The sequence below is a fragment of the Comamonas sp. GCA5 genome (assembly GCF_036541385.1).
Taxonomy (GTDB): Bacteria; Pseudomonadota; Gammaproteobacteria; order Burkholderiales; family Burkholderiaceae_C; genus Comamonas; species Comamonas aquatica.
This window is the reverse complement of record NZ_JAZHFR010000019.1, coordinates 1-12,307: the sequence shown is the minus strand read 5'-3', so window position 1 is coordinate 12,307 and position 12,307 is coordinate 1. Positions and strand designations below refer to the sequence as shown.

At 56.7% G+C, this 12,307-nt stretch carries 15 protein-coding genes and 1 pseudogene; 5 read left to right on the top strand and 11 right to left on the bottom strand.

The features are described from left to right. Positions 1–44: 44 nt before the first annotated feature. Positions 45–1,034, top strand: coding sequence for a DNA-binding protein (locus tag SJH88_RS06830; protein ID WP_274753991.1), 990 nt, complete (start codon positions 45–47; stop codon positions 1,032–1,034). A 75-nt stretch (positions 1,035–1,109) separates the two neighbouring features. Here SJH88_RS06830 and SJH88_RS06825 read toward each other — a convergent pair whose 3' ends face one another. Further along, positions 1,110–1,343: a helix-turn-helix domain-containing protein gene (locus tag SJH88_RS06825; RefSeq protein WP_274753990.1), complete on the bottom strand. Its 234-nt coding sequence runs from the start codon at positions 1,341–1,343 to the stop codon at positions 1,110–1,112. A 163-nt stretch (positions 1,344–1,506) separates the two neighbouring features. Here SJH88_RS06825 and SJH88_RS06820 point away from each other — a divergent pair, with 163 nt between their 5' ends. Then, positions 1,507–1,860 carry a hypothetical protein gene (locus SJH88_RS06820; RefSeq protein WP_274753989.1) on the top strand — a complete coding sequence of 118 codons (354 nt, stop codon included), beginning with the start codon at positions 1,507–1,509 and terminating at the stop codon, positions 1,858–1,860. Here SJH88_RS06820 and SJH88_RS06815 read toward each other — a convergent pair. The 9 genes from SJH88_RS06815 to SJH88_RS06775 all read right to left on the bottom strand — a co-directional run bounded on the left by SJH88_RS06815 (position 1,857) and on the right by SJH88_RS06775 (position 9,380). Continuing rightward, positions 1,857–2,483: a hypothetical protein gene (locus tag SJH88_RS06815; protein ID WP_274753988.1), complete on the bottom strand. Its 627-nt coding sequence runs from the start codon at positions 2,481–2,483 to the stop codon at positions 1,857–1,859. The genes SJH88_RS06820 and SJH88_RS06815 overlap by 4 nt on opposite strands. 232 nt (positions 2,484–2,715) lie before the next feature. Beyond that, positions 2,716–4,185 carry a zonular occludens toxin domain-containing protein gene (locus SJH88_RS06810; RefSeq protein ID WP_274753987.1) on the bottom strand — a complete coding sequence of 490 codons (1,470 nt, stop codon included), beginning with the start codon at positions 4,183–4,185 and terminating at the stop codon, positions 2,716–2,718. Then, entirely contained in the window at positions 4,182–6,119 is a 1,938-nt protein-coding gene (locus SJH88_RS06805) for a DUF2523 domain-containing protein (RefSeq protein ID WP_274753986.1), read from the bottom strand. Before SJH88_RS06805 ends, SJH88_RS06810 begins: the two co-directional genes overlap by 4 nt. Positions 6,120–6,220: 101 nt before the next feature. Beyond that, positions 6,221–6,463 carry a hypothetical protein gene (locus SJH88_RS06800; RefSeq protein ID WP_274753985.1) on the bottom strand — a complete coding sequence of 81 codons (243 nt, stop codon included), beginning with the start codon at positions 6,461–6,463 and terminating at the stop codon, positions 6,221–6,223. Positions 6,464–6,755: 292 nt separating this feature from the next. Continuing rightward, positions 6,756–6,884 (bottom strand): hypothetical protein, encoded by a 129-nt coding sequence (locus SJH88_RS06795; protein WP_274753984.1) that lies wholly within the window; start codon positions 6,882–6,884, stop codon positions 6,756–6,758. Between the two features lie 112 nt (positions 6,885–6,996). Next, positions 6,997–7,197, bottom strand: coding sequence for a hypothetical protein (locus tag SJH88_RS06790; protein WP_274753983.1), 201 nt, complete (start codon positions 7,195–7,197; stop codon positions 6,997–6,999). Position 7,198: 1 nt separating this feature from the next. Beyond that, entirely contained in the window at positions 7,199–7,519 is a 321-nt protein-coding gene (locus SJH88_RS06785; RefSeq protein WP_274753982.1) for a hypothetical protein, read from the bottom strand. Between the two features lie 21 nt (positions 7,520–7,540). Further along, a complete protein-coding gene (locus tag SJH88_RS06780) occupies positions 7,541–8,803 on the bottom strand; it encodes a replication initiation factor domain-containing protein (protein ID WP_274753981.1) in 1,263 nt (420 codons plus the stop codon). Between the two features lie 367 nt (positions 8,804–9,170). Then, a complete protein-coding gene (locus SJH88_RS06775; RefSeq protein WP_274753980.1) occupies positions 9,171–9,380 on the bottom strand; it encodes a hypothetical protein in 210 nt (69 codons plus the stop codon). Between the two features lie 369 nt (positions 9,381–9,749). On the opposite strand from SJH88_RS06775, the gene SJH88_RS06770 reads away from it, so the two are divergent. Both SJH88_RS06770 and SJH88_RS06765 read left to right on the top strand, forming a co-directional pair. After that, positions 9,750–10,130 carry a hypothetical protein gene (locus tag SJH88_RS06770; protein WP_274753979.1) on the top strand — a complete coding sequence of 127 codons (381 nt, stop codon included), beginning with the start codon at positions 9,750–9,752 and terminating at the stop codon, positions 10,128–10,130. A gap of 108 nt (positions 10,131–10,238) precedes the next feature. Further along, on the top strand, positions 10,239–10,547 hold the full coding sequence (locus SJH88_RS06765) for a hypothetical protein (protein ID WP_274753978.1): 309 nt from the start codon (positions 10,239–10,241) through the stop codon (positions 10,545–10,547). Here the strand turns inward: SJH88_RS06765 and SJH88_RS06760 are convergent. Continuing rightward, positions 10,544–11,077: a hypothetical protein gene (locus tag SJH88_RS06760; RefSeq protein WP_274753977.1), complete on the bottom strand. Its 534-nt coding sequence runs from the start codon at positions 11,075–11,077 to the stop codon at positions 10,544–10,546. The two genes, SJH88_RS06765 and SJH88_RS06760, sit on opposite strands and share 4 nt — an antisense overlap. Positions 11,078–11,841: 764 nt before the next feature. On the opposite strand from SJH88_RS06760, the pseudogene SJH88_RS06755 reads away from it, so the two are divergent. Next, positions 11,842–12,307 (top strand): annotated as a pseudogene (locus tag SJH88_RS06755) (transposase family protein); the annotation flags it as partial.

Below are 12,307 nucleotides of genomic sequence, written 5' to 3'. Positions count from 1 at the left end.
ACAACTCACGATAACAATCTCTTATCGATGGTAATCTAACTTCTATGCAACCCACAGCACCCAAAACGCCGCGCGGCATCCAGGAAGCCGATGTATGGGCCGCAGCCGACGCACTGCTGGCCGAAGGCCACAAACCCACCATCGAAAAAGTGCGCCTGCACATGGGGCGGGGCTCGCCCAACACCGTGGCGCCGATGCTGGACGCCTGGTTCAGCACCCTCGGCGCGCGGCTGGGGCTGAATCAGCACACCCAGGATTTGCGCAACAGCGTGCCCACCGAGGTGCTGGAAGCCGCGCAAGGGCTGTGGTCTGCCGCGCTGCAGCACGCACAGCAAGCGGCTGACCAGGCCTTGGCGGACCGTGAAGCCGAACTGCAGCAGAGCCTGGCCCAGTTGCAAGCGCAAGAAGCCCGTTTGGCGCAGCGGGAAGAGGGCTTGCAGCAGCAAAAGGAGGCGATGGATGCCGCCCTGAAGCTGGCCCATGCACAACGCGAAGACCTGTCGCGCCGACTGGACGAAATGCAGCAACAACTGCAAGAGCGCCATGACCTGGTCGAAAGACTGCGCCTGGAAAATGCCGATCAGCGCAAGCACCAGGAAGCGTTGCGGGAGCAACATGCGCAGGAACTGCAAGTGGCCAGCCAGGAGCGCCAACGCCTGGCGGAACAGTTTGCCGGCAATGAACGTCGCATGCTGGCCGACCTGGACCGCAGCCGTCAGGAGGTGGAGAAAAGCAAGAAAACCCAACAGGAAGCCGAACGCAAAGCCGAATCCCGTTACGAAGAGCTGCAGGCGCGTTACCTGCGCAGCGAGGAAGAACTGCTGAGCGCCCGCACTGCGAATTTACAGCTGCAGCAGTCGACCGAAGTGGCGCAGGAACGGGTGCAGGAGCTCAAGGCACTGCTGGAAATGCGCGCCGCGCAACCGGCCGCGGCTACTGCAGTTGACTCGCAAGCAGACAAGCAACGCACCAACAATCGCTCACTGCAACGCCGTGCCTTGTCGCAACGTGCACTGCGACTGCCGCGTAAGTGAGTTGAAACCCAGTGATTCGATGAAGGTCTGTCACTAGGATGGCAGGCCTTTTCCATGTCGATGCCGCAAACCATATCAAGGTTTACGGCTCGCACTGGACAAACGTTTTTTCCTTATGTGTCGAGGCTGGCCAGGCAGATTCATACGGTTGAGCAACCTCAGCAGATTGCCGGTTGCAAAAGGGATGTCGTGCTTGCCGCTCAGCCAGTTATGCAAAGTGCGCTCAGTGACGTGCAGATACTTCGCACAAGCAGCCAGGTCCATGCCCAGGGACTGGTACATCGCCTTGAACCTCGAAGCAAGCTGCATGCGGAAATCCGGGTCATGGCGGCGCAGGTGTCTACGCCGTTTGTTTAAATACAATGTATATTATGTTAAATCGCTTGCGGGGTGCTTTTAAGCGCCTCCGAAGCGGTTTCAAGGCACCTCTTTTCACCCCTTTGCGCATGGCCTGATCTGACCAGCTTTGCGCATGTTCCGAGCACCTAGACCCGCGCAACTTCCGCACCTCCATTCGCTGCTGGACAACATCGGGCGCAACGATGCAGATCTAGCCAAATTCCTGGATATTTCGCCCCGAACTTTGGGCAGCTACCGCAGCAAAGGCCAAGCGCCACGTGTGGTTATGTTGGCCCTGTTTTGGGAGTCCACATGGGGCCAATCGGCAGCAAACTGCGATGCCGTGAACTGGGGAAGGCTCCAGTTTCAGGAAAACGCGATGCTCAAACGCCAGATTGCGAAGCTGCAACGCCAAATCCTTGAGCTTGAAAAGGCACTGGCCGAGGTGGACAAGGCAGCCAACAGCCCGATCTTTGACGTTCGCTAGTCCTTGTACTGCTCGCTGAAAGCCCGCTGAGCACGGATAAATGCATTCGCACATTCAACCGTTGCATCCCGACGGCATTCATGCGAAGGCTGGTAGAACCGCTCCCAGGCTGCATTACGCCTCTTGACGCGCTCTGCATGCTCCCGGTCCAGGCGATCTTTCAATTCCTGGCGGGCAATGGCGCGCTGCATCTCTAAATCACGCTCTAGTGCCAACTGTTTGCGGCGCTCTTCGGCCTGGTGCGTGGACTGGGACTGCACCTGCAAAGACTGCTGAATCGGCGCCGCCATTGCCTTAGGAACGTCATTCATGAGCCCTAGCAAGGTCTGATTCAACTGATGCAGCGCGTACCAGCGATAAGCAAGCATCGCTGCAACAACAAGTGCAACGAAAACGGCAAGGTACGTGAGCTTTTTCAAAAGCACTTCAGGCACATGGTCAGTCTTAGGCAGCGGCAGCTGCGATTGCCGACGCACTGGCGCACGAACCTCATCAATGATTTTGAAGCGCCGGGATGGTTGCCCAGATTCGCCAGAACCACCTGGGAATGGCTTTGTGTAAGGGCCCTCACCCTCGTTTCCGCGCTTCCAGTCATGCCAATAGTCGCGGTCCTGAATACCCATGGTCTCCCCTCCTCTACGCCGTGATCATAGGGAGTAAAGACCAAATACCGTTTATCAGGGCGACGAGCGGACGGCATGCCTTGAGTGAGGAAAGGCCACGCGGCAAGCGCCCAGCTTTATCGACCGCAGGACCGTGCACATAGGCTCTGATCACACCAAGCTGATTGGGATCGTCGCGTTACCGCGCCGACGTTTGTCATGGGGCAAGCCCCATACCCCTCAGAGGCTTTTTTTAGAGTCCGCCAGTCTTGACGAGCTGGGCCGTTTTTGCAGCGGCAGTCAGCGGGTGCGGATAGTCATCGGCAGCAGCAGATGCAACCGGGCCGTGCGCGCCTGGACCCGTCGTGACCTTGGCTTTTGCACCATCAGAGATCACGATCGGGCGCGATTCCGTGCCGACATTGGTGATGGGCGCATCACACGTTACAGGCCGTGTTTTGCCATCCCAGGTAACCAGGGCCATGCATTCAGCAACAGGCTTGAACTCATAGCCCGCTTTCTCCAGATCGGCCGAGGTGGTATCAAAGAACACGCGCTGGCCAAGAGCAACCGAAACCCGGTACACAGTGCCTTTGCTGGGCATGTGCATCCAGCCGACGAGGTGCATGGTTTTGCCCTCCAGAGGCTCTATCTTGTCCTTTGCCGGGGGCTGCTCGGGCACAGTCTGCGCCTGGGGCTGCACCGGTATAGCCTGGGCCTGGGAGACTGGAGGGGTGTTTGCACGGGTAACCGGGGAGCCATCCGGATTTATGTCCACCAGCGTTTGACCTGGTGGTGTATTGGCAAGCGCATTTTGGAAACGCTGAACGTGCTCAGGAGGCTTGGGCTTTGGCTTGAAATTCATCCAAACAGCCCAGATAACGACCAGCACCGAAAACAGCATGAACCATTTGCGGAACTTCTGGAGCTTGGTGTAGGTGGTCGACAAGTCGCGCGCACCGGATTCAACGACTGTTGCGCCCTGGGTGTGGCTTTTGTAGAGCGGGAAATACTGGGGCATGTATTTGCGCTCATTGACCTGCACCTCGCCGCCCCGGTAGCCGGCAAGGACCTTGCGGATGTACTCATCGGGCTTGCCCAAGAAATGCGCCTTGTGCACCTTGATGTGAAACTGCGCAAGGCCGGCAATCTCCTCCTCCAAAGAGCGCATGCGCTGGGTCATCAGCAGCACATCAGCACCAAAGTGCCGATGCAGCTTGAACCACTCAATCACATCGTCGGGCGTGAACAGCTTTTTGCGCAGCTTTTCTCGAGGGAATGAGACGTGGCATTCATCAATGATGTACAGCGGGCCGATGTTGTTTTTTCCGCGCCAGTCGTCGTAGAAGTCCCAGACGTGGCCGAAAAGACGCGTGCCTTTTGGAGCGGCCATTGCGGGGCGCCCGAGGTGTTCGAACGTCTCAAATTCCGTGGGGACGATGCCAAGATTTTGGACTTCCTCCGGGGCTTCAAACTCTCCCAGGACAAAGCAATTTTCGTTACGGTTTGCGGCCTCCGCATCCCAGCGGCCGAGCACTGGCAACGGGGCTTTGCGAATGTCCAAAAGGTCACGGTAACGGGCGTCCAGCTTGGCAAAAGCCTCGACATTGAGGGGCAGGTTTGTGACGACCTTGCGACCGTTTTTGAGTGCTGGCAGCACGTGGTAGACCACGGCCTCATAGCTCTTGCCAGAGCCTGGGATGCCTTCGAGCAAGTCAATCATGAGCCCAACCTCACAAACGGTATGAGCTGCAAGCCCATGCGAATCAGCAAGGCCGCGCCAATGATGCCCATGGCCTCACCAAAGCCCAGCAGCATCAGGATGTTGATCATCTCTGCTGGGAGCTGATCAAACGCACCGATGGCACCAGAGATGGGACCAGGATCAATAGCGCTGACCGCCTCGAAAGCAACCCCCAAGCACTGCTCCAAAACCCAACACCCAAGGTCAGTCAGGATGTGCCAGAGGGATACAAAGATGGCGACAAACAAGTCGCTAAACCATTTAACGACTGCTGCAATCTTTGCGAAAAGGGTCGTGAACATGCCGCCCATATCAGCCCCCAAACACCAAACGCGCGCCGTGAACAAGGCCGTAATGATGATGATGATTTTTAGAATGGGCCAGATAAAACAATAATCCTCGCCCAGCCGATAAACACCCATTGAACCGCCAGGAGTCCAAGAAAGATCAATTGTCCAGGCGGGACAGGTTCCACCGCTTGGAATATTTGGGGTTAACTGGTGAATGAGATTCACAAACGGTGTTTGATTGAATTTTGTTTTAAATGAGTTCCAAACACCAGAAATGCCATCAGGGTATTTTTGTTTATATAACTCAGGGATTCCCACCAAAGGGGTATCAGTTGCACTATCTTCTGGCGGTTTATCTTCTGTTTTGGTTTCGGTGTTAACAATATTTGTGACGTTTGTAATATTGTTGGTGATACTGGTTTTGGTTTCAGTCTTTTGCGTGGTGGTCATGGACGCACCAGGGCCTGAGGAACTGCCAGAACCGGTAGAACCCGAAGAACTGGAAGAACCGGGCCTAAAGGTGTTTTGCGCAGTGGTCGTTGTGGTTTGCGTAACTGTGCCGGGCTCAGTGGTGCCAGTGTGGCCGGCTGGAGCTGGGGTAGTAGTTCCAGGAAGGACATTTACGGGCCATGTACCGGTGGTTTCACCGATAGGGACTGCATTAGGGCCAATAATGTCTATATTGTCAGTAAATAAATTGCCGTCTCGGAATATTCCCATGGCAATAGTTGCTGCGGCAATACTTGCAAAATCAGCATTCCATGGCTTATTAACAATATTATCCTCGAATACGCGCTCCAAAGGCTTTTCCACCTCAGGAATAGAACCACCACAGGAATTTCCAACAATTGTCGATCCTGCTGGACAACTAGAAGGAACACCAGTAGACATAGGATAGTTATACCAACCATCCTGCGTGGGCTCTTTAACGCCGTATTTCCAAGTTAAATAGCAAGTGTTCCCAGCAACACGAGCAGACTTGTTAGAGTAAACATAAGATGAGCTAGCAGCAAAAATACTCAACCCAGCAGCGCAGCTAGCATCCTTGGACAAATAGTAAGTACCATCAGCGCCCTGATATTTTTTGCCATCACTTACATAAACCTGAGCATTCTGATCAGGCACCATGGCAGAGAAGGTTCCATCACTGTTTTTCTTTAGCTGATTGACTCCCCACTCAGCCAAGGGGACACAAAAAACCATGCAGGCCAAAGCAGAGACCTGCACATATGGGTTTGTAGAACCAGCAGCAGCAATGGCAGCAGCACCCTTGACTGCATCAGAGGCAGCCTTAGCCAGGGCTTGCTTATTGATGCCGGTGGAAATGGAAACCTTGGCACCCGCCCCACCCTTGTGCTGGTAAGGCAGATCACCTGTAGCGGTGAACTTCGGCTCTACGGTTGAAACGGTTTGCGTTGCTGGAAAGGAGATGGCGCCAGAGCCAGGAGGGGTCGAGGTGCCTACAGGGTTCCATGTGTAGGTGTTCCCGGTCTTTTTGTATTCGAGGTAATTCGGGTTCGCGTTGACTGCGCCTGGGGGTGGATTTGGTACAGGAACATCGGCAGCAAAGGCCGTCAACGCAGGCAGAGAGAGGATGCCCAGTGCAAGGGATTTCAGTCGCATGACTTGATCCCCAGCACCAGGGCAAAAGCGCTGATCCCACCGATGAGTGCAATCAGGGTGTAGACAAGGATGAGAACAGCGCTTGCAGCCATGACTGCGCCTTAGACCTTGCGAACGCCGCGCTTGGCAACGTCAGGAGCCTTGAAGGCCATGGCGACACCGACGATCAGAACACCCATCGCGATGACGGCAGCAGCAACGCCATCCAGGCCGATCTGCTCGATCATTTGAACGATGGGGTTGGTGGATTGAGCGAATGCAGGCACCGAAGCACCAGCGATAACGGTCAGCGCGGCGGCCTTGGAGCCGTACTTGCGGGCAATGCCCAGAGTGCGATTCAGCATGATGATTCCTTTCAGAGAAATTGCTGAGAACGTGCCAACAGCGGCACAGGAGAGCCACGGGGCTCTGCTCTGCCCTGTCAAACCTTGCGAATGAGCCCCTTTGCTAAAGCGATCCCATAGCCCACCAGATAAGCACCGAGAACGGGGACGGCACCGAAGGAGGCAACCAGAAGGACGGATTCCGGAGTAAGGCCCAACACAGACGGGTCCAGCAGCACCTGGGCGAGGTCCATCCAGGCCTGCGACTCAGGCGGGCAAACGGGTTGATCGACAGCACAAATGAGGACTCGCATCAGGCAGACCCAACATCTTCGGAGCCGCATTCAGGGCAGGTCGGATCACCATCAGACTGCTGCGAGTCATCAATATCTGAAGAGTCAAATTCAGCACCGCAGTCATGGCAAACAAAGTTTTCGTTCATGTCTGGTCCTACTGGATGATTTCGCTGAGCTGGGCGTCGATGTGGCGAAGCAGGAGCCACCCACACAAGCAGACGGCCAGCACCTGGGGAAGCTGGGTGTAAAGGGTCCAAGTCATAGGGCGTGGAGGTCGATGGCTTTGGCACGGTGGAAGGGCTCGCAGTGGTCTTCAATGAGTTCAGCGCAGGATTCGAGGTCATCGACCACCCCCGCCTCATCCAACAACATGACCCAAGCCGGCTCACCGAACCCAGTGGATGGGTCAGGAGCCAGGAAAGCGCCCGTAGTGGCCGACTGGATCACGTAGCGGGACATATCAGACCTTCGGGGCAGCAGCGGGCTTGATGGAGACCAGGACCAGCTTGGAAGAGTCCTGCGCACCGGCAGCCATCTCGAACACGCAATCCACGGGGACGCCCGCTTCCGGCCACTGCTTTTTGTAGTTGGCCCACTTGGCGATTTCGGTGCTGTCCCCACACTTGAAAGGCCGGGTCACGCGGCCGATGGTTTCACCCATGGTGGATTCAGCGAGGTCCACTTGCAGGTGGAACGTGGTGGAGTCAAAGGCACGACCGCCGTCGATCTGACCCTTGCTGGACTTGATACCGGTGAGAACGGCTTGAGCATTGAAACGCATGGTTTTTCCTTGGTTCGGGCATTAAGCGAATGCGGGTTCAGCGCGCCCTTTACTGCTGATCCGCTTGAAAACGTCGAGGTATGCGGCCTTGACTTCGGCCATGGAGAACTTGCGAAGACGGCCAGGAATCCGGCTTTCGTCATCGAGCAGGGTGAACATGGTTTTTTCATCGAGGTACTTGATTGCCAAGCAAGCCGAGGCACCGGCTGTGCGAATGAACCACCGGGCATTGCGTTCAACTTCCGCTTCGATGGTCTGGACAGGCAAGCGGGCCTCACAGGGGATTGGCTCAGGTAATGCCTGGGCTCCGTGTTCGCGCAGGATTGCCGCATGCCAGTCGCTGGCCCCGGCGAAGAAGTCGGCAGGGCGGCGCAGCATGTCAGTGGGCAGCAGGCGTTTTTGATTGCCGTAGCGCAGCTCAAACCGGGTCCACTGGCTGGAGGATTCGGGGCCGTAGAGCTGGAGCCCTTTTTCGTAAATGTTGGTCAGCTTGCCGGAGGCACGGTTGCCCAGGTAGAAGCTGCGGCCCTTGTTAATCGCAACGTGATCGCAGTCCCATGTGCCATCCAGGCGATGGCCTGGGCGCTGGCCCAGGTGATCCATCAAGCCGGACTTGTATTCATCACGGAAGCGTTCCATACCCCCCGCGATACCGTCGAAGAAGTCAACGGCGAGGTCGATGCGGGTCAACAATCCGCGGTGCTGGTCGATGTAGTCGGCCAGGGTGTCGCGCCATCCGGTTTGGGCGAAGGTGCAGGCCATGCCCTCCAGGTTGACGTGCAGGGTTTGGGACTGGGCATCACCTCTAGAGCCAGCGGAGGTACTCAGGAATCCGACCCAGCCGACAGGGTGTCCTTTGCGCAAAATATCCAGGCGATGGCGGTAGAAGTCTTTGCCCTTGCGAACTTCTGGATCAACCATGAAATCGGCACCCAGGATGCTTGCCACATCCTTTGCCATCTCGAAAGCCTGGGCTCCGGCCATCTGATCAGAATCGGACATTTCACGCAGAGCATTTGCGAGACGGACTTCGTGACGGCGCTCGGGCTTGCCATCGTCCATGCACATGCTCAGGCGGGCATGGTCACTGACGTGGTAATGGCTGGAGGTGAACTCAGGCCGGGGGAAAAGCAGCTCCTCAGAAGGCAAGGGAGCATTGCGACGATGGACCGTGAAGCGGACCCAATCGGTGTGCACATACCCGCGATGCTTGATCTGCTCGGCATGGATGCGGGCCTTGATTTCGTTGCCCTCCAAAACCAAGTCATTACGGTGCTTGGTCATACGCCCTGCCCCGTAGAAGTTGTCCCCGTGTTACCTACGGGGACAGGCGGTGTGCAAGGCCGGGCTTGCCCCCCAAAATTGATAGCAGCGCCAGGCGCAGAAGCCTCCCCCGCAAGCGGGGCCCCCTCCGCGCCCTGCGCTACGGTTTTGAGGTCAATACCGTGCATGGATGCGAGTTGCGCGATTGCTGCATGAACGGGGGACGTGAGCACGCCGCCACGAGCAAAGCGATTGACCAATGCGCACTTGGCTTTGTAGTCACGGGCAGCCATGACGCCACCGGATGTGACGTAGACAGGGGGCTTGACTGTGAGCAAAGTCATGGCCACTGCGCGGAGCTGGCGTTGCTGATGGAGAGGCATGGAGGTCATGCGCCCTGCTCCAACTTGAACTGCATAAGCAGCTTGGTGGCAGCGCGGCACTCTGCAAAAACCAAGGCGTTGCCCAACTCTTCTGGGGTCGGGTAATGGCGCGAGGATCCAGACACCTTCTGGAAAGCCGCATGGGCCTTGGTTTCCAGCCAGCGCTGGAACTGCTCAATCACAGGATCAGCAGAGCCAGCATCAGAAAGAGTCATCGGGAACTCGCATGCAAGGCAAAGACGATCCGCAGGGCAAGTGCCACGACGACAAACAGGCTTTTGTGGTGCTCGGGTGCCCCCCACCTGCCCCACCTCAGCGGGAGCCGCAACGCTTTCGCTGAGGCTTGTAGGGGCAGGTGTTGGACTTAAACGGCGGGGACTGTTTGGTGCTGGGTACTCACACGTAGCGCACATGCAATCAGGCTTGTGGCCTTTGTACCGAGGGAAACTGTTTGGTGTTGAAGACATGCTTGCGGCTCCTATTTGCACACACGTTGTGTGCGGAGCAAACAATACAATGCACTCGAACCGTGTGCATCTCTGCACTCATAGTGAGTGCATTTAGCAACACAAGGAGATCAAGCTATGCAAAACACCATGGAACTGCTAGACAAGGCTCTAGAACTGCACCCTGCGCCGTGGTGGCACAAGAAGCTGAACCTATCCAGAAACGCCCTGCACAACGCAAAAATTCGCGGAAATGTAAGCCCCGCAATCGCCGGTGCACTGGCTGAAGAACTGGGCGAGCCGGTGGAGAAATGGATCGTGATTGCAGCACTAGAAAGCGAGCGCGAAAGCGCCTGCAAATCACGCATGGTGCGCAAATTCATAACCGGAGCTGCCATCGCTGGAACGCTGATGGGTGCTGCCGCCCCTGCTACTGCCGCTGTAGCAGAAACGCAAGCCAAGGATGCTAGTCTGTATATTATGTTTAATCGACAAAACAGGCGTTTGCACGCGCCGTAGCAGCGACAGCAACACCCCTGTTTTCGAACCACTGCGCACGGCCTGATGTGACCAGCTTTGCGCATGTTCCGAGCACCTAGACCCGCGCAACTTCCGCACCTCCATTCGATGCTGGACAACATCGGGCGCAACGATACTGATCTGGCCAAATTCCTGAATATTTCGCCCCGAACTTTGGGCAGCTACCGCAGCAAAGGCCAAGCACCGCGTGTGGTTATGTTGGTCCTGTTTTGGGAGTCCACATGGGGCCAATTGGCTGCAAACTGCGATGCCGTGAACTGGGGAAGGCTCCAGTTTCAGGAAAACGCGATGCTCAAACGCCAGATTGCAAAGCAGCAACGCCAAATCCTTGAGCTTGAAAAAGCACTGGCCGAAGTGGACAAAACAGCCAATAGCCCCATCTTTGACGTCCGCTAGTCGCGGTATTCGGCCTCGAATGCGCGCCTTGCTCTCATGTGTTCATTGGCGCAGTCGGCACGCACGTTATCCAGGCGGCAAATCGGTGACGGCTTGTAGTAGCTCTGCCAAGCTGCTTCCTTGCGCTTGGCGGCAACCTCTATCTGCTGTCGCTGCCAGTCTTTCTCCAGCTCCTGCCGTATCTGGCGTCGTTGCTCTTCTTTTTGTTGCTGCAACATCTGTTGCTGAGCTTGCCTTTGCTGGTCGTTCATGGCTTTTAGTTCTTGTGCAAGCTGCCGTGCAGCCTGCTCTGCGCGCCAGGCCAGCACGCCCTCATAGGCCAAGATGGCTGCCATGCTGCCGATGAATACGCCCAGGGCAATTTTGGCTACATCACCGAAAAATCCCCAGTCGCTTTCTGCTTGCTGTCGTCTATACATGCCCTCTCCTTTTTTCGCATCATAGGAGCACATGCTGCAGAAGCGCTGACGCGCAACAGCCCTGTTTATCAGCGACGAGTTGGCGGCATGCCTGGCCAGGCTGTGCGCCACGCGTAACCGGCCAGTGCTTGTGCGACCGCTACGACGCGGCAGCTAAACCAATCCCATCTTCTGGAAGCCCTTGCCTGGCGCGCTGGCTGCGCTGTGAGCACATCACCCGGAACGCTGCGCGACGCAAGGCGAATTGCCGGCCGCACGCCCCAAACGCCGCATGCGCGCACCCAAGCCCCGCCTTCTTTCTCCTGCTGAGCTGCAGCTTCGCTGCAGACAGCCCCAGGCTCTGCCTGGTCGAGCTCGTGCTCTGCTTGGCAGAACTCCGCAAACCGATCAGAGGTGCCTTGCACCTCTGCCCGCTTCGCTCCCGAACATCCCCTCATGGCATGGTGCAGGGTGCCTCCCGTTCACCCAGCTTCCCGCAGGTGCTATGCAGCACCTGCAGAAAGACTAGGCTCTCTCCCGGCTGCGTGAAGGCAATCACCAGGTGATTGCCTCGCCCTGCTCTTGCAGTTTTATTGCAAAAATCTGCGTCGATCGTGAAATTTTCCTGCTCAACTCAGCGCTGCAAATTGCTCAAGGTGCCCTGCAGGCGTGGCCCTGCATTGCGCAGTGCCAGGGCGTTAGGGGATCTGGTTCGATTAAGTTCCGCCGTAAAAAGTCAATTCAACTCAATGCCCTTGGAGGGCTAATAAGACAACGTCGATTAGGTGTCAGGTCCCGGATGATTGGCTGCTTACAACCAAGCGCCCGTTGCTCCATAGCAGACAAGTGCTGCAGGCTGTTGTGGCAACATGGCAATCGTCTTCCAAGGAGCCGCTATGTTGATTGCTCTACACAAGAACGCAACGACCACGCCTGCTCACGACGTGCATTGCAGCAAGCCAGTAGCACTGACCGGGAGTTGGCCCAGCAATACGGCATTGGCCTGGACACGGTGCGCAAGTGGCGTCATCGCACTACGGTGCACGATGCCAGTCATACGCCGCACCGATTGCAGACCACGCTCAATGCGGCACAGGAAGAATTGGTGGTCTATCTGCGCACCCAACTGCTGCTGCCGCTCGATGATTTGCTGGCAGTGGTGCGGGAGTTTATTGAGCCTGCCATGAGCCGTTCTGCGCTGGATCGCTTGCTGCGCAGACGAGGCCACTCCAGATTGCCCATACAGCCCAAGCCTGAGGGCGAGCACAAACCCTTCAAGGCGTATGAGCCTGGCTATGTACATGTAGATGTGAAGTACCTGCCCCAGATGCACGATGAGGACAAGCGCCGCTATGTTTTTGT

What these genes read in the sequence shown, in the direction of transcription:
- SJH88_RS06795 (WP_274753984.1), bottom strand. Translation starts at nt 6,884, where the DNA reads ATGAACGAAAACTTTGTTTGCCATGACTGCGGTGCTGAATTTGACTCT.
- SJH88_RS06765 (WP_274753978.1), top strand. Translation starts at nt 10,239, where the DNA reads ATGCTGGACAACATCGGGCGCAACGATACTGATCTGGCCAAATTCCTG.
- SJH88_RS06820 (WP_274753989.1), top strand. Translation starts at nt 1,507, where the DNA reads ATGTTCCGAGCACCTAGACCCGCGCAACTTCCGCACCTCCATTCGCTG.
- SJH88_RS06830 (WP_274753991.1), top strand. Translation starts at nt 45, where the DNA reads ATGCAACCCACAGCACCCAAAACGCCGCGCGGCATCCAGGAAGCCGAT.
- SJH88_RS06810 (WP_274753987.1), bottom strand. Translation starts at nt 4,185, where the DNA reads ATGATTGACTTGCTCGAAGGCATCCCAGGCTCTGGCAAGAGCTATGAG.
- SJH88_RS06770 (WP_274753979.1), top strand. Translation starts at nt 9,750, where the DNA reads ATGCAAAACACCATGGAACTGCTAGACAAGGCTCTAGAACTGCACCCT.
- SJH88_RS06785 (WP_274753982.1), bottom strand. Translation starts at nt 7,519, where the DNA reads ATGCGTTTCAATGCTCAAGCCGTTCTCACCGGTATCAAGTCCAGCAAG.
- SJH88_RS06825 (WP_274753990.1), bottom strand. Translation starts at nt 1,343, where the DNA reads ATGCAGCTTGCTTCGAGGTTCAAGGCGATGTACCAGTCCCTGGGCATG.
- SJH88_RS06790 (WP_274753983.1), bottom strand. Translation starts at nt 7,197, where the DNA reads ATGTCCCGCTACGTGATCCAGTCGGCCACTACGGGCGCTTTCCTGGCT.
- SJH88_RS06805 (WP_274753986.1), bottom strand. Translation starts at nt 6,119, where the DNA reads ATGCGACTGAAATCCCTTGCACTGGGCATCCTCTCTCTGCCTGCGTTG.
- SJH88_RS06780 (WP_274753981.1), bottom strand. Translation starts at nt 8,803, where the DNA reads ATGACCAAGCACCGTAATGACTTGGTTTTGGAGGGCAACGAAATCAAG.
- SJH88_RS06800 (WP_274753985.1), bottom strand. Translation starts at nt 6,463, where the DNA reads ATGCTGAATCGCACTCTGGGCATTGCCCGCAAGTACGGCTCCAAGGCC.
- SJH88_RS06815 (WP_274753988.1), bottom strand. Translation starts at nt 2,483, where the DNA reads ATGGGTATTCAGGACCGCGACTATTGGCATGACTGGAAGCGCGGAAAC.
- SJH88_RS06775 (WP_274753980.1), bottom strand. Translation starts at nt 9,380, where the DNA reads ATGACTCTTTCTGATGCTGGCTCTGCTGATCCTGTGATTGAGCAGTTC.